This window comes from Allocoleopsis franciscana PCC 7113 (assembly GCF_000317515.1).
GTDB lineage: Bacteria > Cyanobacteriota > Cyanobacteriia > Cyanobacteriales > Coleofasciculaceae > Allocoleopsis > Allocoleopsis franciscana.
The window spans coordinates 794,950-818,039 of record NC_019738.1; the positions used below are offsets into that span (position 1 = coordinate 794,950).

General features: G+C 45.0%; 23 protein-coding genes, 1 pseudogene and 1 riboswitch. Of the genes and pseudogenes, 13 read left to right on the forward strand and 11 right to left on the reverse strand.

Features of this window, described 5'->3' with window-relative positions:
• Positions 1–68 precede the first annotated feature (68 nt).
• Positions 69–1,370, reverse strand: coding sequence for a site-2 protease family protein (locus MIC7113_RS33005; RefSeq protein WP_015180768.1), 1,302 nt, complete (start codon positions 1,368–1,370; stop codon positions 69–71).
• Positions 1,371–1,543: 173 nt separating this feature from the next.
• A riboswitch (cyclic di-AMP (ydaO/yuaA leader) is annotated at positions 1,544–1,673 on the forward strand.
• 520 nt (positions 1,674–2,193) lie between these two features.
• Here MIC7113_RS33005 and MIC7113_RS03355 point away from each other — a divergent pair.
• The 3 genes from MIC7113_RS03355 (at position 2,194) to MIC7113_RS03365 (ending at position 5,193) form a co-directional block, all read left to right on the forward strand.
• Complete coding sequence (locus MIC7113_RS03355; protein WP_015180770.1) at positions 2,194–2,436, forward strand: hypothetical protein; 243 nt, start codon at positions 2,194–2,196, stop codon at positions 2,434–2,436.
• Positions 2,437–2,582: 146 nt separating this feature from the next.
• On the forward strand, positions 2,583–4,310 hold the full coding sequence (locus tag MIC7113_RS03360; RefSeq protein WP_015180771.1) for a glycosyltransferase family 39 protein: 1,728 nt from the start codon (positions 2,583–2,585) through the stop codon (positions 4,308–4,310).
• Between the two features lie 550 nt (positions 4,311–4,860).
• Positions 4,861–5,193, forward strand: coding sequence for a hypothetical protein (locus tag MIC7113_RS03365; RefSeq protein ID WP_041779875.1), 333 nt, complete (start codon positions 4,861–4,863; stop codon positions 5,191–5,193).
• 78 nt (positions 5,194–5,271) lie between these two features.
• Here the strand turns inward: MIC7113_RS03365 and MIC7113_RS03370 are convergent, their stop codons facing one another.
• Complete coding sequence (locus MIC7113_RS03370) at positions 5,272–6,348, reverse strand: peptidoglycan-binding domain-containing protein (protein ID WP_015180773.1); 1,077 nt, start codon at positions 6,346–6,348, stop codon at positions 5,272–5,274.
• 414 nt (positions 6,349–6,762) lie between these two features.
• On the opposite strand from MIC7113_RS03370, the gene MIC7113_RS35285 reads away from it, so the two are divergent.
• Both MIC7113_RS35285 and MIC7113_RS03385 read left to right on the forward strand, forming a co-directional pair.
• A protein-coding gene (locus tag MIC7113_RS35285) for an IS5 family transposase (RefSeq protein WP_390463838.1) occupies positions 6,763–8,204 on the forward strand; the annotation gives its coding sequence in 2 pieces (ribosomal slippage) (positions 6,763–7,194 and positions 7,197–8,204; 1,440 coding nt in all).
• 184 nt (positions 8,205–8,388) lie between these two features.
• Positions 8,389–9,615, forward strand: coding sequence for an urease accessory protein UreH domain-containing protein (locus MIC7113_RS03385; protein WP_015180774.1), 1,227 nt, complete (start codon positions 8,389–8,391; stop codon positions 9,613–9,615).
• 84 nt (positions 9,616–9,699) lie between these two features.
• Here MIC7113_RS03385 and leuS read toward each other — a convergent pair whose 3' ends face one another.
• Entirely contained in the window at positions 9,700–12,267 is a 2,568-nt protein-coding gene (gene leuS, locus MIC7113_RS03390) for a leucine--tRNA ligase (protein WP_015180775.1), read from the reverse strand.
• Between the two features lie 150 nt (positions 12,268–12,417).
• Here leuS and MIC7113_RS03395 point away from each other — a divergent pair, with 150 nt between their 5' ends.
• Positions 12,418–12,828 carry a gamma-glutamylcyclotransferase family protein gene (locus MIC7113_RS03395; RefSeq protein ID WP_015180776.1) on the forward strand — a complete coding sequence of 137 codons (411 nt, stop codon included), beginning with the start codon at positions 12,418–12,420 and terminating at the stop codon, positions 12,826–12,828.
• Between the two features lie 98 nt (positions 12,829–12,926).
• Here MIC7113_RS03395 and MIC7113_RS03400 read toward each other — a convergent pair whose 3' ends face one another.
• On the reverse strand, positions 12,927–13,841 hold the full coding sequence (locus MIC7113_RS03400; protein WP_015180777.1) for a branched-chain amino acid transaminase: 915 nt from the start codon (positions 13,839–13,841) through the stop codon (positions 12,927–12,929).
• Positions 13,842–14,462: 621 nt separating this feature from the next.
• Between MIC7113_RS03400 and MIC7113_RS03405 the strand changes: the two genes are divergently transcribed.
• Complete coding sequence (locus tag MIC7113_RS03405; RefSeq protein ID WP_015180778.1) at positions 14,463–14,816, forward strand: hypothetical protein; 354 nt, start codon at positions 14,463–14,465, stop codon at positions 14,814–14,816.
• 573 nt (positions 14,817–15,389) lie between these two features.
• Entirely contained in the window at positions 15,390–15,890 is a 501-nt protein-coding gene (locus MIC7113_RS03410) for a hypothetical protein (protein ID WP_226883588.1), read from the forward strand.
• Between the two features lie 293 nt (positions 15,891–16,183).
• Here MIC7113_RS03410 and petL read toward each other — a convergent pair whose 3' ends face one another.
• On the reverse strand, positions 16,184–16,279 hold the full coding sequence (petL, locus tag MIC7113_RS03415) for a cytochrome b6-f complex subunit PetL (protein ID WP_015180780.1): 96 nt from the start codon (positions 16,277–16,279) through the stop codon (positions 16,184–16,186).
• Between the two features lie 92 nt (positions 16,280–16,371).
• Here petL and aroB point away from each other — a divergent pair, with 92 nt between their 5' ends.
• Positions 16,372–17,472 carry a 3-dehydroquinate synthase gene (gene aroB, locus MIC7113_RS03420; RefSeq protein ID WP_015180781.1) on the forward strand — a complete coding sequence of 367 codons (1,101 nt, stop codon included), beginning with the start codon at positions 16,372–16,374 and terminating at the stop codon, positions 17,470–17,472.
• A gap of 426 nt (positions 17,473–17,898) precedes the next feature.
• Here the strand turns inward: aroB and MIC7113_RS35290 are convergent, their stop codons facing one another.
• A complete protein-coding gene (locus MIC7113_RS35290) occupies positions 17,899–18,159 on the reverse strand; it encodes a hypothetical protein (RefSeq protein ID WP_015180782.1) in 261 nt (86 codons plus the stop codon).
• Positions 18,160–18,162: 3 nt separating this feature from the next.
• Positions 18,163–18,225: pseudogene (locus MIC7113_RS39155) on the reverse strand (hypothetical protein); the annotation flags it as partial.
• Between the two features lie 257 nt (positions 18,226–18,482).
• Here MIC7113_RS39155 and MIC7113_RS03430 point away from each other — a divergent pair.
• Both MIC7113_RS03430 and MIC7113_RS03435 read left to right on the forward strand, forming a co-directional pair.
• Positions 18,483–18,734, forward strand: coding sequence for a hypothetical protein (locus MIC7113_RS03430; protein ID WP_015180783.1), 252 nt, complete (start codon positions 18,483–18,485; stop codon positions 18,732–18,734).
• A gap of 312 nt (positions 18,735–19,046) precedes the next feature.
• On the forward strand, positions 19,047–19,421 hold the full coding sequence (locus tag MIC7113_RS03435; protein WP_015180784.1) for a hypothetical protein: 375 nt from the start codon (positions 19,047–19,049) through the stop codon (positions 19,419–19,421).
• 135 nt (positions 19,422–19,556) lie between these two features.
• Here the strand turns inward: MIC7113_RS03435 and MIC7113_RS03440 are convergent, their stop codons facing one another.
• On the reverse strand, positions 19,557–20,300 hold the full coding sequence (locus MIC7113_RS03440; protein ID WP_041779878.1) for a hypothetical protein: 744 nt from the start codon (positions 20,298–20,300) through the stop codon (positions 19,557–19,559).
• A gap of 264 nt (positions 20,301–20,564) precedes the next feature.
• Here MIC7113_RS03440 and MIC7113_RS03445 point away from each other — a divergent pair, with 264 nt between their 5' ends.
• Positions 20,565–21,128, forward strand: a complete 564-nt coding sequence (locus MIC7113_RS03445; protein ID WP_015180786.1) for a Uma2 family endonuclease — start codon at positions 20,565–20,567, stop codon at positions 21,126–21,128.
• A gap of 155 nt (positions 21,129–21,283) precedes the next feature.
• On the opposite strand, the gene MIC7113_RS03450 is transcribed toward MIC7113_RS03445, so the two are convergent.
• Both MIC7113_RS03450 and MIC7113_RS03455 read right to left on the reverse strand, forming a co-directional pair.
• Complete coding sequence (locus MIC7113_RS03450) at positions 21,284–21,850, reverse strand: Uma2 family endonuclease (RefSeq protein ID WP_015180787.1); 567 nt, start codon at positions 21,848–21,850, stop codon at positions 21,284–21,286.
• A gap of 98 nt (positions 21,851–21,948) precedes the next feature.
• On the reverse strand, positions 21,949–22,218 hold the full coding sequence (locus tag MIC7113_RS03455) for a helix-turn-helix domain-containing protein (protein ID WP_015180788.1): 270 nt from the start codon (positions 22,216–22,218) through the stop codon (positions 21,949–21,951).
• Positions 22,219–22,360: 142 nt separating this feature from the next.
• Here MIC7113_RS03455 and MIC7113_RS03460 point away from each other — a divergent pair, with 142 nt between their 5' ends.
• Positions 22,361–22,546, forward strand: a complete 186-nt coding sequence (locus MIC7113_RS03460; protein ID WP_015180789.1) for a hypothetical protein — start codon at positions 22,361–22,363, stop codon at positions 22,544–22,546.
• Between the two features lie 206 nt (positions 22,547–22,752).
• On the opposite strand, the gene MIC7113_RS35880 is transcribed toward MIC7113_RS03460, so the two are convergent.
• Positions 22,753–22,998, reverse strand: coding sequence for a hypothetical protein (locus MIC7113_RS35880; RefSeq protein WP_015180790.1), 246 nt, complete (start codon positions 22,996–22,998; stop codon positions 22,753–22,755).
• Positions 22,999–23,090: the final 92 nt, after the last annotated feature.

Here is a 23,090-nt window from a genome sequence, read left to right on the forward strand (position 1 = left end):
AGGTTTTTAACGCAGAGTTCGCAGTGGCTCGCGCAGAGGAGCGCAGAGGTTTTGGGAGAAGAGGTTAGTTAGTTGTGATGCCATAAGTTCTTGAAAAGCTGATTCTCCCGGATAGCATCAAAGGAAGAATCAGTTTTGGCTTTTTCCCTAAGTTGTTCTGGGTTGAAGTTGATCGCATGTTTTAGGGTTTCAATGGCTGTGGATACATTGCCTAACAAGGCATAACAACAAGCTTTGTTGTACCAAGCATCAGGATAATTGGGTTTAATTTGAATGGCTTTATCATAGGATGCGATCGCGTCTTCATACCGCTTCCACTTCTCAAGTGTCTTAGCTCTGTAAAACCAAACTTCATCTAGGTTTTCCTCGATTTCAATAGCCTTATCGTATGAAGCAATGGCTTGGTCGTATTGTTGTAATTCTCCGAGTATCCAGCCTCTGACAAACCAAGCATGAGCCTCCTCTGGCTGGATTTGAATTATCTTTTCATAGGCAACCAAGGCTTCTTCATATCGTTGTAATTGATAAAGTAAGGAAGCTTTTGCATACCAAGCTTCGGAGTATTTGGGTTGAATTTTAATCGCTGCCTCATAGGATGCGATCGCCTCCTCATAACGTTGCGATTTTCGTAACTTTTCACCTCGGTTATACCACCCAACTTCTTTACGTCTAAATAGCCATAAACAACCCACCAATCCTAAGATTAAAATATTCGATTGTTGTCGAAAAAGATAATATCCATGACCTGCCATCTGTGGAGATATACCCAGAAAATCACTAATGGTATAAGTCCAATTCCAAAACAATTGATTTAATGGCTGAACATACCAAAGCAAGGCAAAAAGAATCCATATTCCATACTTGCTAAATTTGTTCAGCTTAATCTGTGTTTTTCGGGGTAACCATGGCTCAATAATTCCATAACCATCCAGGGGGGGAATGGGCAGTAAATTGAGCAAGACACTCGCAATTTCTAAGAGGACTAGAAATGCCAAACTGGGCCAAATCCAGTGTTCTACAGATGGCGTCGCCCAACCTAACCCAAAAGGAATCGTCAGTAGTATCGTGACAACGATGCTGGCAAAGGGGCCGGCGGCTGAAACAGCACTTTTCCACCAGCGGCTGCGTAAGCGACGATGATTAATATAAACAGCCCCTCCCGGCAGTGCAATACCACCCATCAAGAGAAAAAGAATTGGTAGGAGGAGGCTATAAACGGGGTGGGTATATTTGAGCGGGTTTAATGTTAAATATCCCTTATCTTTTACTGACTTATCTCCACCCAAATAAGCTACTACCGCGTGTCCGAACTCATGTATGCAAACTGATAAAATCCAACCGAGACAAATGAACACGGCGATCAGCCACACGGTTTCTTCCTCCTAAGATGAAAAACTAATTGATACTAAGATAGCGGTCTTGCAGGGTAATTCACCTAACTTGATAAATCTGAAGAATTATTACTTTAACTAGACAAATCCTACACAAGGGAGTAATACTCTTAAAAAGTAAGTGGGTAGCCTAATTTTCTTCAAGATTGACCCATTCAATCAAGTCTTAACTTGGAGAAGAACGGAGGAACCAATTTTTGGGGCAAATCTCACTCAGCGTGAGACAGACACCTTCCAGTCTGAGTCCGTCAGCTAACTCCGTAGGCAATGGAAGGAGCACCATTGACATCAGCTTAAGGTAAGCCGTTGTCCTTGGGGTCTCCTAGCGAATAATATGATCACTTAGTTAGTGTCAGCTATTCGTTTCTTGACCCACCTCGCAAAACGCCACAAGTATAAAGGGGTATGGATGATGACTTACAAAGAATGGCTTCGGCAAGAACGAGTATAAGATTAATTGATTGACTGCTGATCATACTGATTGAATTGCATTCTTTGCATCAAATTTCCTCTGTCGATTTTAAAGATTATGGAAAATGGAAACGAAAATGAATAGCACTGCACCATTACGAACTGAACACACTTCACAACATGAATTTTTAAATTCAGCCAACTTTCCTAAAGTGAATACAATGAAATATGCTCTTCATCAATCTTCCTTTGAAATTGAAGGTATTCCTAATATATTGAGTCATAATCACAATTTGAAAAGAAAATATCAAAATAGAAGTAGATTTATTTGACTTACCCACTTAACACTGAGCGATAGTCATTGTTGAAGAACTGAAGAGGAAGAGCGAAAATGAGAATAAAAAATCGTAGCTTTTTTAATTACGTAGATTTTTTTACGGCTGACAATTTCCGCCTAATTGGAGAATATGCTGATCAAAAGCTGTTTTTAATTGGTAGAGCCAAAGGATACGGCGATCCAATTGTTGCCATCTGCCAAACTGACGAGCCAAGTCAGGAAGAATTATCCGCTTATGACCTTTACGAGCTAATGAAGTTTAGCCATAGTCCTGTCAAACTGACTGAAGCTATTTAGGACAAGAGATCCTCTGCTGTTTGTGATCTATCCCGTTTGAGCGCAACTTCGTATAACATGACGCCGGGATCATGCTTGTTCTGGGAGTCCTTCATGGCAAAGTTGAGCGTCTGGTGTAGAGTGGTTTAGCGAACAAGCTCCACATCATGGATAACCGCAAAAACCTCTCTCTACATTATTGGGCGTTGGCTGGAGTCATGGCTCTAGGAGTAGCGCTGCGATTTTGCAATCTCGATCTTAAACTTCTATGGCTCGATGAGGTGCTGACAGCTTTACTCAGCTTAGGGCACCGTTACAAAGATGTACCTTTAGAGGTGGTATTCCCGGCTTCAACCTTGCAGGAGTTGTTTACGCTTCAACCCCATCGTAGTTGTGCCGCGATTGCCCAAGCCGTTGCCACCGAATCCACCCATCCTCCTCTGTTTTTTTGCTTAATGCATCAATGGCTGAATGGGATGGAACCCGTCGCCCACACGCTCTCGTGGAAACTCAGGGCGCTTCCTGCTCTCTTGGGGGTGGGTGCGATCGCAGCCACTTATGCTTTCAATCGTATCGTTTTTTCCCCCATCGCCGGTCTGCTCGGAGCCGCTTTCATGGCGGTTTCTCCCTTTGCCGTCTACCTCTCCCAAGAAGCACGTCACTACACGTTACCGATGCTGTTGATTATCCTGGCGCTACTGGGATTAATGCAGATTCAGCACGCCCTCTACAATCGGCAGCAGTTGCCAAAACCCTTCGTTTGGTTGTTGTGGGGCATCATTAACAGTATCGGTTGCTATGTCCACTACTTTTTTATTCTGGCATTCATTGCCCAGCTTTTGACCCTAACCGGACTGATGTACTGGCGTCGTCGGCTTTTACCCAAGGGAAGTTGGCTAGCCGTTACGCTGGTAATCGTCGGCGTGGCAGTGAGTTATTTGCCTTGGCTATCTGTGATGTTGGGCAGTTTTGGGCGTGCTGAAACAGGGTGGCTTCCCAAACCTCAACATATTGCTCCCTTGTATCAAACCGTTTTAGCTTGGCTGAGCATGGCGATCGCGCTGCCAGTCGAAAGTCAACCGTTGTGGATTCAGATCCCAGCCGTGTTATTGACTATTGTGTTTGGGGGTTGGGTGGGTTGGCAAGGCTGGCGAGGACTAAAGTTACTCTGGCAGCAGCCGGAAACGCATCTGGCAATCTTAACCCTCTCCGGTTTCATCCTTTGTGTGCTGCTGCAATTTGCAGGGATTATTTATCTGCTAGGCAAGGATATTACTGTTGCCCCTCGCTATCACTTTGTTTACTACCCAGCCTTATGTGTTTTGCTCGGAGCTAGCTTTAGCTCCAGAAAATTGAAGGTTATTCTTCCCTGGGGTTCCCAAAAGATGGGTTCAAATCCGTCTTCTCAGCTACAACCTGCAACCATTTTTTTGTCTGTTTCCTTATTGAGTTGTATTTTTGTCATTTCTAACTTAGCGTTTCTCAAATCCTTCCATCCTCAGCAGGTAGCCAGGAATATGTCCGTGGATGGAGATGTTCCCATCATGATGGTAGTGGGATATCAAAACTTTCAAGATGTTGCTTTGGGATTAAGTTTTGCGTTAGCTATTGACCAATTACATCGAGGTAATTTGGAGGGAATGACAGAGGCTTCTTTTGCCTTTTTACACCGAGAACCCTCCTATGAATTCGTTTGGCAAAAACTGTCTAAACTGCCCTTTTTATCAGTTTCTCGTTTGAATCTTTGGGTGGTTGCGCCTGGGTTGAGGCGTCGGGAATATCCTCCAAAACTTGCCATTGGGAACCAATCCCGCTGCACAATTGACCCTTCTCAACATTACCGAATAGGGATTCCCTATCAGCTTTATCGTTGTGTTTCAACACCTGATTTATAGCGATCGCTTTGAAATATAAAGGAATAAGATGAATTCTAAATTTGTATTTTTGTAAAATTCAAGAATTTTTAATCCATTCCCTGCTATATTTGGCACCCAAAAGACTCTCACTGTTTCATGATTCAATAGGTTTATTAGAGAGAATCAGCAAAGTGTTTGCAGTCAAGTAAAATTTTGGTGTAGTTGGATACATATTTCAGACCTAGCCTATTGGTTCACAAAATATTCACAAATTAGCCTTATCTTCATAATTAAAACAGTATCAAGTTAACTCCCTATCGATACTCCCAACTAACTCGACTAATGTCATTCTCGGTTGGGGCTTGAAAAGAAAAATCCTCTAGAGTAACCCTTGTCTATCCCACTTAGGAAGGAATTTCTCAAAAGTAACCAAGTTCTAAATTAGCATTTGGTATTTATTCCCTGACCTGACTGCGTTGAACGAAGCGTTAGCCTCGTAAGGCACAAGCAGAGGCAGGGATAGGAACTCTTACCGAGGTGGTTTGAAAACGATTCTGTTGGTAATTGTTGTAATACCCATTCTAGGAAGATGACGGCAGTAGCCGGAGGAAAAGCCATGCTTTGTCATACACAGGAATGCAAGTCTTATGCTGATTTAGCCTTTAAGGCTTTAAGAAACAAAAGACAGCCATTGGTGAAATCTTTAAAGAATTTTCTCAGTACCTTTCCCAAAACTGACTTAATCGGCGATATCCTGACAACAGCCTTACATCAATTAGCTGAATCTGACCCAACTGCTTGTCGTTGGACGATTTGGATTTTGCAGAATTCTTCTGATTTGCAACCTTATTTTCCCCTAATAGAGGAATCTCTGGATTTAACGGTGAAAGAGTTACAGGATAGAGGAATAATTCTAACTTAAAATTTGTGAGTGGGGTATCTTTTCGCTGTCCCTACAACTCCACTCACCCGTGTTGTTATTCAATGTAGAATCACTTATCTAATGTCCATCACTAGACCAATGAGGTCGATCGCTCGCTAACTTAATCACGCCATAGGTAGCACCGACACGCCAAAGTGCTGAGTTTTCATAACTAGAGCGGGGAGAAGCTATACTCACCATTCGTCCCTTTGCATCCTTAATATTGAGCGTACCTTGCCAAGTGACAAGCCAGTCGATCGCCAGCCCCTGTGTGTGACGAGACTGTAATGCCGGGGGAAAAGCAATATCATAGGCATCCACCATCTGCTGAGCCGCCTGAATCGATATGGCGTTGGTGTAATGCACCCAACTAATATCAACACCAATGCGAGAGGGGACATTTTGGGGAGCAATTTCCCTTCTCGTAATTTTGGAGGCATAGTGCATCAAGTATGCCCGTTGGGGTGGTCGAAGCGTATTGGCAATTTCAATTTTTGCCCCAGCTGCCAGCAAGGCTTTCTCAAACGCTTGTACCTTTTGGCGAAACGGTGAAGCCAAATCATCGATAGAGGTACTCGCCAAAAAATACTTAACCCAGTGAGCACCACTGAGACGTTGGCGTTGCCGTCTGGCATATTCGGTGATTGTATCTAAGGCTGGCTCGAAGTCAGCACCGAGTTTGAGTTTAGTCGAAGCAGAGAGCTTTTGCGCCAGTGCTGGGCGAAAGCTGACATCTAGCTTTTTGTAAGCTTCTGCTAATCCTCTAGCACTATTAAGTCCAAAGTCACCATCACTGGCTAAGGGTGGTGTGAGTTGGGCGATGGCATTCAAACTCTGCTGTAAGTCTTTCACTTGTGCCTCGCCAAAGTTGAGACATTCCAGAAGCATAGCAGCCGTGAGGTTTGCCACATAAAAAATGAACCCCTGGGTTAAAGCTTTCGTATAGCTGCCAGCGCCCACAACCCCATCCGCCAACAACCCATTTTTTTCCTGATAGGCACGAGTAGCAATATCTGTGCCGTTGCCAAAATTACCATCAATCGCCCCAATTGGAAATCCCGCATCCTGTATAAATCTCTGCCAAGCCGCTACAGCAGCTTCCGTAGAGCCTTTTTTAATTACAGATAAATTCAGAGGACGAGGATTAAAAGCCATAGATCAAACCCATTAAATTGAATGCCGCCAAGGACTACAGCCAAAACAGGGTAGCAACCTGTGTGCCGAGATCAAGCGCAGGTGGTCAGCCGATGCTGATCGTAATCTATCATTCGTTTTGAGTCACCCTTCCTTGAGCGGATGACTGGAGCGTTTGTAGTTAGAAGTGAGTTGCAAACATTCAGATGCTATGGCAATTTTGGCGGCGATTTAGTTCCTTTTCCGATAAAGTTTTACAGCATGTCTTTTGACAAGAGCGATCGCACTCCTTAAAATCTGGGAGAAAATTAAGTAGGGTTTGCTGTAAAAACCGGAAACCCTTAGCTATAAATAGTTTGAGCGGTCTTGAAAGTTGTTCAGCTCCCAGGAAATCTGGTAGAATCCCACAAAATCCTTGTACCAAGAGCAGGGAAAATGTACAGAAAAGCTTCCTCAAGCCCGACCCCACCGGAAAACTTTGAGCTGCCCTTTGAGGGAAAGTTATCACAAGATAACCGTTGGGTAATCATGGCAAATCTGATACCCTGGGATGAATTTGAAGAGGAATACGCCAAAATTTTTTCTATTGATATGGGGGCACCTGCGCTGCCATTTCGGATGGCATTGGGTTCATTAATAATCAAAGAAAGATTAGGAATAAGCGATCGGGAAACAGTAGAACAAATAAAAGAAAACCCTTACTTACAATACTTTATAGGGAGAAAGCATTACAGCAACGAAGCCCCTTATGATGCCTCACTTTTGGTAAGATTTAGAGAAAGGATAAATGTTGATTTAGTAAATCAAATAAATCAAAGAATGGTAAAGAAGATTCAGGAAGAAACAGAGGAGGAATCTAAAAAAAAAGCTCACTCTCAGAAAGGCAAGAAACAAGAGAAAGCCCGAATCAAGGGAAATTAATTCTGGATGCTACCTGTGCGCCAGGAGATATCAGCTATCCCAATGACTTGGGTCTATTAAATCAAGCCAGAGTCAAAACGGAAAAGATAATAGATACTCTCTATAAGCCCCTAAAAGGGAGACTAAAGAAAAAGCCAAAAACTTATAGAAACCTCGCTCGGAAAGATTACTTGAAAGTCGCCAAAAAACGGAGATCGTCAAGAAAAGAGAGAAGAAAAGCTATAAAAAAACAACTGAAATATATAAAAAGAAATTTATCACACATTGACCAGCTCCTTCAGACAGGAGAAGCACTTGAGGGTTTGAGCATCTCTCAATATAAGAGCTTGCTGGTGGTGGCGGAAGTTTACCGTCAACAGCAATGGATGTATGAGAATAAAGCCCAGAGAATTGACGACAGAATAGTCAGTTTAAGTCAGCCCCATATCCGTCCAATTGTGAGAGGAAAAGCCGGAAAACCTGTAGAATTTGGAGCTAAACTAGCAGCAAGCGTCAGAGATGGATATGTCTTTTTAGACCGTATAAGCTGGGATAACTTTAATGAAGCCGGAGACTTAAAAGCCCAAATAGAAGCATTTAAACAGCACACAGGAGTCTATCCCGAATCAGTACATGTAGATAGAATTTATCGAAATCGCGAGAATCGAGCATTCTGTAAAGAAAGAGGGATTAGAATAAGTGGCCCCCCCTTAGGCAGACCTCCAGCTAATGTCAGCTCAGACAAAAAGAAACAAGCCTTAGACGACGAGAAGGTTCGCAATGCTATTGAAGGAAAATTTGGCATCTCAAAGCGAAGATTTAGCTTGAATCGCGTCATGGCTAAACTGCCTCATACTTCTCAAACGGCTATTGCTATCACTTTTTTAGTCATGAATCTTTCCACCCTGCTACGGCAGTTTTTTTGTCTTTTTTTGTGCAATACACAACATCACGCCTTTTTTCTCGATAACTATTAATTCGGCTTATGCTTGTGGGAATTAACAACAACAAAAGCTCATTATTATTCCAGGATTAAATAACTGATTAATCCATCGGTTGTTTTTCGCCGACTTATTCAGCAAGCCCTAAGTAAATTTCCCTAAACCAGCCATTAAAACTTTCTCAACTGTTTAGGCGCTCTCTGGGTGATTACCAAGGAATATGCTACTAGACGTAGACTTTTTTCTGCTTATGACCCTAGGATTCCTAGGGAGTTTTGGTCATTGTGTGGGGATGTGTGGCCCCATTACCGTGGCTTTTTCCCTATCTCAGAAGCGAGAGAACCCCAAAGGATTACTCCTCGGATTTCACCTTTTGCTGAATTTGGGACGCCTTGTCAGCTATACCTTGGTGGGTGCTGGGATTGGGGGGTTGGGTTCTCTGTTGCTAGCTAGTGGACAATTAGCAGGAATTGGGAGTGGCTTACGTCAGGGGATGGCAATTCTCACGGGTTTGATGCTGATTTGGTTTGGCTTGGTACAAATTAAACCCGACTTTCTCCCGCATCTACCTTTGTTGCACCCACTCACTCAGGGCAAATGGCATCAGCGGCTGAGTGCAGCCATGAGTGAACTATCTGCCAAACCCTACTGGTGGACACCGGCTCTTTTGGGTGGTGTTTGGGGTTTGATGCCCTGTGGTTTTTTGTATGCCGCTCAAATTCGGGCGGCACAAACCGGTGATCTCTGGCTGGGTGCCGCGACAATGCTGGCTTTTGGCTTGGGAACGATGCCCATGATGATGGGAGTGGGGGTGTCAGCGTCTAAACTCAGTGCTGATAAACGCAGTCAACTGTTTCGTCTGGGAGGCTGGGTGACACTCACCATTGGGATCTTAACCCTGTTGCGAACGGATGCAATGGTCGATTATACTGGGCACGCCTCGCTCATCCTGCTGATGTTAGCGCTAATTGCCCGTCCGATACATCGCTTCTGGGCACAACCTTTGCGTTATCGCCGTGCGATTGGGGTGGGGGCTTATGTGTTGGCTTTAGCCCATACTGGTCACATGCTGGAGCATACCTTGCAGTGGAATTTTGAGGCAATTTCCTTCATGTTGCCGATGCATCAGATGGGGATTTGGGCGGGAATTGTGGCACTGGTATTGATAACACCCGCCGCGCTGACGAGTTTTGACCTGCTTCAGAAGGCTTTGGGAACACGCTGGCGATACATTCACTTGCTATCGGTTCCCGCTTTAGTGCTTGCGGCTATGCATACGGTGCTCATTGGTTCCCATTACCTCGGTGACTTTGAAGGAATATGGGAGAATAAACTGATGGTTGCGATCGCGTCTTTTTTGGTCATCGCTGTTTTACTGATACGCTTACCCCAATTCTGGTCACTGGTATCTCTACAGAAGTTCTATCTCCCACCTAACCTCAAGTAACCCACGGAGCAAAAGTTGGCTTACTGTCACTGCCACCCGACTCTAATCAGAATGTCAGAATGGCAATGACTAACCTGGCTGGTTTCAACCCACAACAAAATTCACCAGCTTCCCAGGCACCACAATCACCTTCTTAATTTCCTTGCCTTCAAGGTAACGCTGGGCAACCTCCGACTCCCGCGCATATTGTTCCAACGCTTGCTTATCCGCTTGCGATGGCACTTGAACTGTCCCGCGAGTTTTGCCCATAATTTGAATCACCAAGGTAATCTCATCAGCCACTAAAGCATCTGGGTCATATTGAGGCCAAGGAGCAGTATGAACTGACTCACTATGACCCGTCTGACGCCACAACTCCTCAGCAATATGGGGGGCAAAGGGTGCCAACATCAGTATTAAAGTTTCAATTCCTTCAACATATACGGGTGAGTCTTTGCAATTCGCATCCGTCAAAGCATTACTCAGTTTCATCAACTCTGAAACCGCCGTGTTGAATTGGTACTCATCCCCTAAATCTTCAGTGACAGCTTTAATGGCAGTGTGAATAGCCCGTCTCAAGTCCTTTTCAGCTTTCGTCAAGTCACCCTCTGTAGGAGTGTTAGGCTTTGCGCCCTTCACGGCTACAAAATCTGTCACCAAACGCCAGACGCGATTCAGGAAGCGGAATTGCCCTTCCACATCCGCCTCATCCCATTCCAAATCTTTTTCCGGCGGTGCCTTAAACAAGATGAACATCCGGGCTGTATCTGCGCCGTACTTGTTAATTACAGCCTCCGGTGCGACGCCGTTATACTTAGATTTCGACATCGTTTTGTAGGAAACTTCCAACTTTTCCCCCGTTTCGGGGTCTTTCGGGTCGTTGGGGTCTACCTGTGCCGAAGGAATCCACTTGCCAGTGGTGGGGTTCATGTAGGTTAACCCCTGCACCATGCCTTGAGTTAACAGGCGTTGGAACGGTTCATCGAAGTTGAGCAAACCGCGATCGCGCAACACTTTAGTAAAGAACCGCGAGTACAATAAGTGCAAAATCGCGTGTTCAATTCCCCCGACATATTGATCAACTGGCATCCAGTCATTCGTTTTGTTGGGGTCAAACACTTGATTGTCATTCTTGGCATCCGTAAAGCGCAAGAAATACCACGAAGAATCGATAAACGTATCCATCGTGTCCGTCTCCCGCTTCGCTGCGGTGCCACAACTGGGACAAGGCACATTTGCCCAACCTTCAAGTTGTGCTAAGGACGAAACACGCCCCCCCTTAAATTCCACATCTTCCGGCAACTGCACCGGCAAATCAGCTTCCGGCACCGGCACTATCCCGCAATTCGGACAGTGAATCACCGGAATCGGGGCACCCCAGTAGCGTTGCCGGGAGATTAACCAATCCCGCAAACGATACTGGATTCGGGCTTTCCCCCATCCTTGTCTTTCGGCATATTTAATAATTTCTTCCTTGGCATGAGGGGATTCCATCCCGTTAAATAGGTCAGAATTCACCACAATACCTGGCTCAGTGTAAGCCTGCTTCGGAGCAACCTTGGCATCAGCCGCATCAGCCCGCACAATCGCCACTTGAATCGGCAACTTTTGCTCTGTGGCGAATTGGAAATCCCTGGTATCGTGAGCAGGAACACCCATCACCGCACCGGTGCCATACTCATACAGTACGTAGTCGGCAATCCAGATGGGGATTTCTTCCCCAGTAAACGGATTGATGGCTTTACCCCCCGTGGGAATCCCGCGTTTCGGCTTATCCTCCGCTGTGCGTTCCAGTTCGCTTTCTTCAGAAACTTCTTGGATAAAGGCGTCAACCGCCACTTTCCGGTCTTGGGTTGTCACTTTCGGCGTTAAGGGATGTTCTGGCGCTAACACAACATAAGTCACGCCATAAACCGTATCCGGACGAGTCGTGAACACGCCGATTTTTTCATCCATCCCAACAATGGGAAATTCTAAATAGGCACCAACCGATTTCCCAATCCAGTTGGCCTGCATGAGTTTCACCCGTTCCGGCCAACCCGTCAACTTATCCAAGTCGTTGAGCAATTCCTCGGCATAGTTGGTAATTTTAAAGAACCATTGCCGCAACAATTTACGTTCGACTTTGGCACCGGAACGCCAAGAACGTCCCTCACTATCCACTTGCTCGTTGGCGAGTACAGTTTGATCGATCGGGTCCCAGTTTACAGCGGCTTCTTTCTGATAAGCCAATCCTGCTTTGAGAAATTGCAAGAAAATCCACTGTGTCCACTTGTAATAGTCTGGAGAACAAGTAGCGAGTTCGTGATTCCAGTCGATGGAAAAACCCAACGGCTTTAACTGCCCCTTCATATGGGCAATGTTTTCATACGTCCACTTCGCCGGATGAACGCCACGCTGGATTGCCGCATTTTCCGCCGGTAAACCAAAGGCATCCCAACCCATCGGGTGCAGTACCCGATAGCCCTGCATCCGGTGAGTTCTAGCAATCACATCCGTAATCGTATAATTACGAACATGACCCATGTGCAGGTTACCCGATGGATAGGGAAACATCGACAGGGCGTAGAATTTCGGTTTATCGCTCTCTGTCTGGGTCTGATCGATTCCTTGCTCAGACCAAATCTTTTGCCAATGTGCCTCTATCTCGGCGGGGTTGTAACGGGACTCCACAACACTTGCTCCTACGGGACTCGCTATCTGCCTTTGCTTGTTGTAATTTTGACACATCCCCGATGGCGAATTTTGCCGATATCACTCAGGGATAATCATGACCTGCAACTATACTACTAATTGTAGTATGTATTGACTAGCGCTCGAACCTTGAATCTTATTAAAGTTTTCGTATACGGCACCCTCAAACCCGGAGAGATTAATTACCATCGCTACTGTGCAGGAAAGGTCGTGGAGGAGCAACCTGCGATCGCATACGGTCAACTGTATCACCTATCGCGGGGCTATCCAGGAATGATACTTGGAGACAGTCAGGTGCAGGGTTTTTTGCTCACCTTTGCTGATTCCGCCATCTTCGATAGTTTGGATCAACTAGAAGATTACGACCCAAACCGCCGACCGGAAGACAACGAATATAATCGAGAGCAAATTGAAGTTTATGACAAAGCAGGGCAATCACTCGGATTGGCTTGGGTCTACTTCATGACACTGGGAAAGGTGCAAAATTTCCAGGGTATTTACATTAATTCGGGGTGTTGGAGTAGCGATATTCCTATCTAAAAATGGGAATAGAAAATGGGTAATCGCGTGTTTCATACTTGATATTTTATACCTTATCGTTCACACTTTAGCTGACCCATTTTCCATTACCGCAATTGTTAGTCAACAGAGATGGGGAAAACCCAGTCTTGGTAATTAGAGTCTCGATTTTCTGTAATAGCCGTTAGCTTATCTCTGAGTTTTTCCGTAATCGGTCGGTTCTGGGATAATTCATAATTTTCTACTCGTTTCACTGGGGTAATCCGGGCGGCTGTTCCACTCAGGAAAACTTCATCGGCTATCAAAAGTTCTGATTTATCAACAGGTCTTTCTACAGTAGGAATTTCCAAGTCTCTGGCAAGGGTGAGAATACTATCTCTGGTAATTCCCTCTAAAATATCTTGATCGAATCCAGGGGTAATGAGTTGTCCATTTCTCACGATAAAGATATTCATCCCAGAGGCTTCGCAGACTTTACCTTGAGAATTAATCAAAATAGCCTCATCAAAACCTGATTCTACGGCTTCCGTTTTCGCTAATGAAGAAGTAATGTAAGCGCCACTAATCTTGGCTCTTAAAGGTAAGCTACGGTCTTCTTGACGATACCAAGAACTAATGCGACAACTGACTCCATCCGGAGATAAATAATCTCCCAACTCTAGCCCATAAACAAAGAAATCTTTTTCAATGTTATGTAGCCTAGGCGCAATTCCTAAATCTGATGTGTAGACAAAAGGTCGAATATAAAAAGAAGTGGCTGGGTTATTTTTTTTAACAAAATTAACGATAACGTTCTGAATTTTATCAGGGGGCAAATTGTAATTAAGAACTTTAGCGCTATGGCTTAATCGTTGGCAATGGCGATCTAAGCGAAACAACAGGATTTGCTTTTCATTTTGAGGGTCAGGAATTCCCCTTAATCCTCCAAAAGCTCCAGTTCCATAGTGTAGCGCATGGGTGGCAATTGAAATTTTGGCATCAGCAAAGGGGACAAAATTCTTTTGAAAGTAAGCGATGGGCAAAAAATTATGCATTGTCAGAGCGAAGGATGAGTATTACCATCAAGTGAAGATTACTCTAATTTAACAGATGTGAGCTAGAAATCATCCTAATGCGTCAGGTATGCTTGGGATGGCAGGGAAAGGGAATCAATGCTGCGGGGAGTCCTGCTTGTTGATGTATTTCTAAATCATCTTCGATGGCGTGCCATCACAAGAAACAATAAATTTTTGGATTTCCATTGGTTTTGTAATAGACCGCATTGAAGTCAGTCTCAAATTCAGTTTGTATCATTTTTTGGGTTTCAGACTGGAGGCTTTTGACCAACTGAGAGATGTCTTGAAAATGGGTAATCGGTAATCGGTAATGGGTAATCGGGTAAAGAGATTTTCATTGTTTGTTGTGAGCGCTAGCTCATGGGGAGTCTTGCACCCAAGGCTCCGACAGGCGGGAAGCCTATCCCAAAATCTTTGATTTGTCGGCTGGAGTAGGCATCCTGCCTGCCCGACGAAGCAATCGTTTGGTGATTTTAAACCAAAAGTTCATCCTTCCTAAGATATACTTTCATCTATCTTTAGGTATACTTGGCAAAACGACGAGTCTTCTGGAGAGACCGTAGACAGGCACACCTTAGGCACAAAACACAAAAGCCAAGTATGAACCCACTAGAGTTAGATCAAGAAATCGGTAAGATAGCGAGGGCGATGATGACCCGTAACACCCAAATTGGGGCAGATATCATCGCCCATCTGAGCAGTCAGATGACAATTGAAGAAGTAGCCGGGATGGTGCTTGTCAGTTTCGAGCGGTTACTCTGGTTTGATGAAGAGGCTATTCTCTGGTCGATAGAAAATCTCATTCCTGCGGTTGTGTTGCAAGCCATCCAGAAAATTACTTCAGTCGCTGTGTTTCAGCAGTTGATTCGTAAGGGATATGTGCCAGGAAAAGACATGAGTGTTGATGCCAATGGTAAACTGCTTGTAAAGGCAAAGATGAGAACAGTAGCCTGAGTAACAATTTTGAGGCGTTAGGAAGCGATCGCGCCCTATGTTGTAGAGTCACTCATCCCTTAGCTTCAATGAGTGACTCGGTAAAAAATATTTCATTCTAAACCTAATTTAGGTGCTTTAGCCGTATCGCGAGAGGCTTGGGCACCCTTTGTGCTTTTAGCGTGTTTCATAGCTTCTTCATCAATTTTTTACAGGTTTCCTCATCGATTTTTTACACTAAAGCTGAAAAATCTCCGGAATCATCAGCTTGGTTTGTGTAACTTTGAAAGCTAGCTCAAGTAATACACTCCTAAAAATCCGGTGAACTGATTTGAAATAATACTAAGTTTTTTTATTGTTCAATAGTGGCAGTCTAGGCATAGAAAAAACTTGGTCAATTATTTAGGTACTGATGGTCTCAAGTTTAGACCTATGACTCCTCGCGTCATAAATCATGAAGCTTTTACCTTACAGGCAACCTAAATAACATCATTCAACAGTTGCAAATATTCTGCAATATCCATTGCAGATAGATAAACAACAATATAAATTAATTGATTCGTTCTGCGCTTTTTTATGGAAGGAAAATCTCTTGTGTATAGGCCAATAACTCAACCGACTGAAATCTTGAGTCAGTTGCAGACTGGTCAACTACTCAGAGTCAAGGGTACTCCTGGCAATGCTCTGATTATTTGCAATCCTCACCATTCAGAACTGGCGGGGCCAGGTGCTGCTGTTGGTAGTGTTTTCGACCTTAAATGTAGTCGAGTCATTCCTATCGGCAAAGTTTCTATCGTTTATCCCGAAACTCGGATTGAACGCAAGAAAGCCTATGCTCTGCGTCAACAATGGATTCTTTTTACTCATAAAGCAATGGAGACTTGGGTACCATTGCAGCGAGCAGAAAAACTGTTGATTATGCTGTATCAATACTTTGACCCTCAACTCATTGACGAGTTGCCTGATGAAGTTCTTGCCCGGTTGGTAGGAGTTTTGCCTAAAACAATAGGTATAGTGCGTCAAGCTTTGGTGTCTGAAAGATTGCTGAGGGCAACCAGCGAAGCTGAGCGGGTACACTGCAAGATGCCGAACTGATGGAAGTGGGATAACTCTTAAGAAACACATTCTCAAACCCTTATAGTTGAATGATTTCAGCTAATTGTGTTTCTTCCATCTGTTGGGGATGCGCGAAGCGTCCCTTGGAGGCTCACATCTTGCATCACCCCCCTAACCCCCCTTAATAAGGGGGGTATTGAGCTCCCTCCCCTTACCAAGGAAAGGGCTGGGGAGGGGTGAAAAAGCTTGGTGCAAGATCTGAGATAAGAAACAGAGAATTGGGGACTGGTGAGGGAAATCCTTGTGTCGCAGTCCCCAGTCCCAAGTGAGTGTTAAATCAATTTGACAGCCTTCAAACCAAAAAAGAGCGCCAGAGCAACACCTGTAGCACCACCGAGCAATAAAAAGTAAGCAACGACTCCAGACATTTACGTTTCTCCACAAAAAACCATATATCTCCATTGAATCATTGGGTGGGATAAAATACAGCGCACAAGTGCTCGGAAGGGGTCAAGGCGCAATGGATTCTGTGATTGGAGTGAATTTGCCGGAGCAGTCTTATCAGATTGCCGTAGTGGCAGGTGGATTAGATGATTTAGGGGTGTGGATGAGCCGCTTAAAACTGGGGAAGAAGGTTTTGGTGGTATCGAATCCTGTGATATTCAAGAAATATGGCGAACGGACGCTTGCAGCCCTAAAGTTAGTGGGATATGAGGTATCCACCTGTACTCTCCCGGCGGGTGAACGCTACAAAACCCTCAAGTCTGTGCAAAAAATCTATGATGTTGCATTAGAAAACCGTTTAGAGCGTTCCTCTACCGTCGTCGCTTTAGGGGGTGGCGTGGTTGGGGATATGGCGGGTTTTGCGGCGGCTACCTGGCTACGGGGGATTAATGTAGTGCAGGTGCCGACATCGCTGTTGGCAATGGTGGATTCCTCGGTGGGTGGCAAGACTGGGGTGAATCATCCCCAAGGTAAGAACTTAATTGGGGCATTTTATCAACCGAAATTTGTTTTAATTGACCCCTCTGTATTAAAAACATTACCACCTCGCGAATTTCGGGCAGGGATGGCAGAGGTAATTAAATATGGGATTATTTGGGATGCTGAGCTATTCGACAAACTAGAAGCGGCAAAGCGTCTCGATCAATTGCGTTATGTGGATGAGGAGTTGTTGTCTCTGATTCTCGCTCGTTCCTGTCAAGCCAAAGCAGATGTGGTAGGGAAAGATGAGAAGGAAGCAGGGTTAAGGGCAATTCTCAACTATGGTCACACGATTGGTCATGCGGTAGAAAGCTTAACGGGATATAAGTTAGTCAATCATGGGGAAGCGGTGGCAATTGGCATGGTTGCAGCCGGTCAGATTGCAGTGCAACTCAAGATGTGGAAGTCAGAGGAGGCACAGCGTCAAGACGCATTAATTGAGAAAACAGGATTACCGACTCAGTTACCTTCTGGACTGGATATTGATGCAATTGTGGATAGTCTACAAACGGATAAGAAAGTGAAAGATGGGAAGGTACGGTTTATTTTACCGACTCAGATTGGTGCGGTAACGATTACAGATCAAGTGCCTGCGGATGTGATTCGGCAAGTGCTCAGGCAAATGCAAGTATCATAAGTGCGATCGCGTCCGTTAGAGGCTCACATCTGTCTTGAAAGGCAGAAGGCAAAAGGTAAAAGGTAAAAGTGAAGAAGAATCACTTTCATTGTTTGCTGTGAGCGTCAGCTCATGGGGGTCTTGCACCAATCGCAATAACCCGCCAGGGTTTAAACCCTTGGCTGACAGATAAAGTTGTCTAAAAACGACTGAGTATGAATTTCAGTCCATTGAAACTGAGATCTTGCATCAGTTGCAACAACCGCCAGTGGTTAAAACCACTGTCTCATAGCTCGCATTCGTCTTCATACGACTAGATAAAACTTTCAGTCCATTTCAATGGACTTGAACTATAAGCCAAGAAATTAATTTCTTAGCGGGTATGGAGGCTTACTGACAAAGGTGCACGAGTCTCACAAATCACTTTTCCTGGGTGGGTTCATCACTCTAAGCGTTGGATGCCTCTATTTGTCTGACTGCTTCGACATCTAAACCTAACGCCTCTGCCACTTGCTCCACACTCATCTGTGATGCCAACAGATGGGACACTGCCGCCTGCCTCACTTGCTCGACATCTAAACCTATCCCTTGTGCTATTTGCTCCACACTCGCTCCTAACGTCAACATAAAGGGAACTGTTTCTAATTTGGCCTCTTCTACGGTCTCCTGATACACTCTGGTTTGCCTGAAATCGCTCAATCCCAACATTTCCGCTATCTCCTCTCGGCTTTTCTGGGTAAATTTATAAACAACTATCGTTTCTATTAATTGAATGAATTCTTAAAGATTTATATTTGAGCAAATTATCTACATTTAATGAAGATTTTTATATTGCTTTAAGCCTAAATGAAGTTTCATGGAAATAAATTTGTTTGCCATATAAAAGACAAATCTTTTTTGCAGAAAATGCTTGATTTTTATTTAATAAAATTATACTCTTCAATTAAGAGCGAAGCGATTAGGTGCTAGCACACACTAACCGCCTCTAACTCCCAACTAACGAACACTTAGCGAGGAGCTAATTTACTATTATGACGCGCATTGATGTTACACTCTCGGTCGCAGAAATTCCCGCCCACTGGCAACCTCCCCGTTACCCCTACGGACAGGTGATTGTTTACAATAAAAAATTCTGCGAAATCGTTGGACGTAAATACATCAGTCCGTTGAGTGCAGCGGGAAAATCCGACCCCGACATTGTGGGGTGGCATTACGCCATCTACGAAACGCCAGATGCTCTCAACTCCATCGAAATCCATGAAACTGAGGTGATGACAAGCTAAAAACACAGGAGGGTGCGTTCCGGCGCACCCTTCTAAAGGACAGGAGATGATGTTTTTTGGGTTGGATGCGATCGCCTGGATGCTGGTGAGAGTGCGTGAAGCGATCGCAACCGCTTTGGCATCTTGAGAGCCATTAGCTACAGTGGTTATGGGTAGGAGAGTTCTGCATCTTACTCAAGAAGTAATGGGTATGTGATCTAAAAAGATAGTTAATTCTTAAGCAGTTTCGGTTGCTCAGGAGAACCCGGACAGTGTTGATATGGTAACTCAATTAAGGAGACAGATTAACGCGAGCGCCGATGGAGTAATACAGTGGCAAAGCCGTCTGATATTGATTTTCAGCCTTATTTGACTGCGATCGCAACCACCGATGAAAAGTGGTGGCAGTTTTACACGTTGACGGATGCCACAGGGAAGCAACGGCAGTCGAAGGAAGTGGCACCGATTTTTGACGTTGGGTTGATGGTGCAGACGGTAAAAAAGGAGGAGCGAGAACAGCGGCAGGAAGAGAAAATTGAGCGATTTTCGGTGCTGGAAGGGCTTCGCAAGTATGCTGAGCAGCAGGTTTTGTTAGTGGGGCGACCGGGTTCGGGCAAGTCTACGGCGTTGGCGCGGCTGATGTTGGAAGTAGTGACAGTGTCCAAAATCAAATTTCTCGTATCCTCCAACCCAGCCGTCAGGGGTTAGATGCCATTCTGTATATTCGTCGCTTGCTGCCATAGTTCTCAAGGTTTGCAGGTTATGCAGTCTAGCGTCTGCTGGCAGTGGGAATTCTAGCCCCAACAACTCAGCTTTCACACATCACCAGAACCAATATTTGTGTTACTCAAGTCTGATACCGTACTCTGAATCTAAATACTTAGGCATCTGAGAGAGTTTGTTCGCTATTTGTTTAAGACGCGCTTGTAGCTGTTCTATATTCATCGCTGTATCAGCATCTAGCCGAGCGCGTGAACCTTCTGCCTTGATCGCACTCGAAGCGCCACCTGCAAAACCGCCTACCAAACACTTACCAAGAGCGCCCAACGGAGTCTCCGCCTCCATTCCTGAACTTACACAAGCAGTGAGGGCATCAGCGCCAAGAGCACTGTCTTGCTCGGTTACTTGCTGTTGGTACGTATCAATGAGCTGATAAAAGTCTGTAAAGACATCTTCACTCTCATCTATTAACTCCACCAGCTGAGGGTCTACATTGGCGGTTGAGATGCTCGCGATATCATTCACAGCATTCTTGAAGAGAAGAGATATATCAGATGCATTCTTATTTCCGCCAGGTTGATTGAGTTGATTGAAAGATATGTAGACATTCAGTAAGTCTTTCCATGCCTGTGTTGTACTAGCGATCCTTTGCTCTCGTGCGCGTTGCTGCGCTGCTTCTTCTTGCTGACGCAGCTCTTCTAACCGACGTTTCTCTGCTTCTAGTTCAGCTCTTTCTTTGGCAAGTAAATCATCGGAGTCTTTTGTATCCGGTTCTGGCTCCACCAAAGAATCCTTTTCAATCGGTGGTGTATACGATGCAGGCTTTTCTAATACAGTGCTGGCTATAAGCGCTCCCAGCCCAAGCATGACAAAGCTGCCTAGACCTATTGCAAAAACATGAGACTTTCTCATAGTGATCCTGGAAGGAAGCAAGACCTAACATGAGTTTACACTGAAAGACGAACTATTCAGAAGACAACCAGCTTCTTGAGAAGAAGCAAAAAAGGCACTGTCGAAATTAGACACTAAAAATGGAGAGCAAGAGGCTGCGGTTGGACAGACGACCACTATTTTCAACATCGAAACCCTCAACGCTCCCAATGGTGCCGTCAATGATAAAAAGGTAAGGCGATGACAACAGTATTGAATTTAGAGCCAATTACCACCCTGACGCGGGAGCAGTTTTTTCAATTGTGTCAGGCGAATCCGGATTTACAGCTTGAACGTTCGCCTCAAGGAGAGTTGATAATTGTGACACCTATTGGTGGTGAAGGTGGCAATCAAGAAGCAAGTTTGATTGCGAAGGTCGTTATCTGGAATGAACAAACTCAGTTAGGAGTAGTGTTTAGCTCTCAGACTGTTTTTAGTTTACCCGAAGGGGGCGATCGCTCTCCCGATGTGGCTTGGGTGCAGTTGTCTAGGTGGCAAGGGTTGAGTCAGGAGGAACGGGAGGGATTTCCCCCGATTTGCCCGGATTTTTTGATTGAATTGCGTTCTCGTAGTGATCGGTTAAAGCCGCTACAGAACAAGATGCAGGAGTATTTAGCGAGTGGACTGCGCTTGGGTTGGCTGATTAATAGTAAGGATAAACAGGTGGAGATTTATCGCATGGGGCAAGAAGTGGAAGTGGTGGGAATACCTGTGGTGTTGTCGGGGGAGGATGTTTTGCCGGGGTTTAGTTTAGAGGTAAGTTAGGTAAGGATGAGGTTGTGATTGTTGATTGAGATCAGTTGATTAGAATAGCAGATTTTGGGTGAGCGATGGTCGCGAAGCGTTTGCAAAGCATGGTCGAAGAGCATACCGCCTTCGGCATTGCACCAGGGATTCAGAAAGTTGCGGATGAGCGATCGCTAAAAATCCCACTCTTCAAACAGTTCAGCAACAGACATGGAAAAGCCCGGAACGATCGCTTCACCTTCTAACGCATCTTGAGGACGAAGAAAGCGATCGGGTTCGGGCGAATGGTAAACCAGCACATATTTTTCATCGGGATGAATCACCCAGACTAAGCGAGTATCGTTCTCAAAATATTCAACAATCTTGTCGTGAATTTCCTCAACGGTGTTGCTAGGTGAAAGAATTTCAACCGCGAGATCAGGAGAGCCTTGAAAGAAACCACGAGGCGGACGCTTTAAGCCCTTGAGCTGTTCTCTAGAAACGAAAGATACATCCGGCGATCGCTTATTCCCATTCTTTAAGGTAAACGCTGTACTCGAATCGCAAACCGTTCCCAACTTTTGTTGCCGAACATAGATTGCCAGAAGCCCCCCCAGCAATGAGCCAATTCCACCATGCTCCATCCCTGAATTGCCCATATCCACAAGCGCCCCATTCACCAACTCATAGCGATGTCCATCTTTGGACAGTGCCATAAATTCCTCATCTGTCCAAACCTTTTTCTCGGTAGAGATTGTCATAACCCAAGCTTCCTGAGATCTGCCCAAATCCTTGCTTCTAGTGTGGCATGTTAGACAAAAGGCAAAGAGCGATTCCTCTTTCCTTCAATCAAGTGAGATTATTGCGAGCGCAAATTCAACTTTTGCGGTAATTGCTCAAACGGAACACCCAGTAACTCACAAAATACGGCCCACTGTTCGCGAGTCATTGCCGGTTCAACATCCCCGTTTTCCCAACGTCTCAGCGTAGACGTGGAGACTCCTAAACCAACTGACAACTGCTCCTGAGTCAGATTTGCCTGTTCGCGCAGCCTTTTCAACGGAGAGTCATTTTCCTCTGGCTGTTGACTTGATTTTCTCGCTGACATATCATCATATACGCGATTCAAATCAATCGCTTCATTTAATCGATTGTAGTAATCTTTTCACGAACATAACAGTGGGCAGACACCCCTCGATACTCACCTGCGTTTCCGGTAAAGGTCTGCCCAATTTTTCAGTGTCTTCATCATAATGGATTCCAGGGATTCTATGAGCTACAAAGAACGTCTCCAAGCTTGGACGATTGTCCGCCTCCTTCCCGATATGCAACGAACCATTGTGGGTCGGTTCCGCCATCGCTCTGATGCAGACGGACACGTCCACTTTTTACGCCAACAAATACCCAACGCTTCCTTTGTCGTGGTCTTTGACTCTCAATCAGGAATCGAAGGATAAGCCCTTGCAACGTATCAGATGTTCAGTTGATTAGCCTTAATCGAAGCATGTTTGTCGTGAGCGCTTCATAGCACCACTTCCAGGAACTCGCATTCCTCACGACCAACTCCCGCATCGTGTGGTTCTCTAACAAGACATGATATTTAGTTGGAAAAAAAGCTAGAGGTTCCTGTAGAGTTTGCCCTGCTTATCTCTGTATGCAGAAGTCAACCTGTTTTGCCGGAACCTCTCCACACCGTCACCTCAAAATTGAACTGAAACCCAAGGTAGAACAGTCGTTCAAACCGCAACACATCTGGAGTTTTATCTAAATCCAACCCTATACTGGTAAAGAAGTCCGGATCGCTACGCCTCGATTGAGTAGCTTGGTTGTACATGCCTGCCATAGTAAAATACATCCGGTCTGTCATCTGCCGACTACAATCTCTGGGTGCCCAATTAACGATGTCCATTGCTCGGCAGAGGGTTACCACACTTTAACACCAACATCAAATTGCATCGTTTAACGGTTAAGTCAGTAAAATAACCATCGCTCTACAATAAA

Bases quoted from the DNA above. Each gene is read 5' to 3' on its own strand.
- MIC7113_RS03365 (WP_041779875.1), top strand. From the start codon at position 4,861: ATGACGGCAGTAGCCGGAGGAAAAGCCATGCTTTGTCATACACAGGAA.
- MIC7113_RS03385 (WP_015180774.1), top strand. From the start codon at position 8,389: ATGCTACTAGACGTAGACTTTTTTCTGCTTATGACCCTAGGATTCCTA.
- MIC7113_RS03405 (WP_015180778.1), top strand. From the start codon at position 14,463: ATGAACCCACTAGAGTTAGATCAAGAAATCGGTAAGATAGCGAGGGCG.
- MIC7113_RS03355 (WP_015180770.1), top strand. From the start codon at position 2,194: ATGAGAATAAAAAATCGTAGCTTTTTTAATTACGTAGATTTTTTTACG.
- MIC7113_RS03460 (WP_015180789.1), top strand. From the start codon at position 22,361: ATGAGCTACAAAGAACGTCTCCAAGCTTGGACGATTGTCCGCCTCCTT.
- MIC7113_RS35880 (WP_015180790.1), bottom strand. From the start codon at position 22,998: ATGGACATCGTTAATTGGGCACCCAGAGATTGTAGTCGGCAGATGACA.
- MIC7113_RS03400 (WP_015180777.1), bottom strand. From the start codon at position 13,841: ATGCATAATTTTTTGCCCATCGCTTACTTTCAAAAGAATTTTGTCCCC.
- MIC7113_RS03360 (WP_015180771.1), top strand. From the start codon at position 2,583: ATGGATAACCGCAAAAACCTCTCTCTACATTATTGGGCGTTGGCTGGA.
- aroB (WP_015180781.1), top strand. From the start codon at position 16,372: ATGGATTCTGTGATTGGAGTGAATTTGCCGGAGCAGTCTTATCAGATT.
- MIC7113_RS03450 (WP_015180787.1), bottom strand. From the start codon at position 21,850: ATGACAATCTCTACCGAGAAAAAGGTTTGGACAGATGAGGAATTTATG.
- petL (WP_015180780.1), bottom strand. From the start codon at position 16,279: ATGTCTGGAGTCGTTGCTTACTTTTTATTGCTCGGTGGTGCTACAGGT.
- MIC7113_RS35290 (WP_015180782.1), bottom strand. From the start codon at position 18,159: ATGTTGGGATTGAGCGATTTCAGGCAAACCAGAGTGTATCAGGAGACC.
- MIC7113_RS03370 (WP_015180773.1), bottom strand. From the start codon at position 6,348: ATGGCTTTTAATCCTCGTCCTCTGAATTTATCTGTAATTAAAAAAGGC.
- MIC7113_RS03430 (WP_015180783.1), top strand. From the start codon at position 18,483: ATGACGCGCATTGATGTTACACTCTCGGTCGCAGAAATTCCCGCCCAC.
- MIC7113_RS03445 (WP_015180786.1), top strand. From the start codon at position 20,565: ATGACAACAGTATTGAATTTAGAGCCAATTACCACCCTGACGCGGGAG.
- MIC7113_RS03440 (WP_041779878.1), bottom strand. From the start codon at position 20,300: ATGCTTGGGCTGGGAGCGCTTATAGCCAGCACTGTATTAGAAAAGCCT.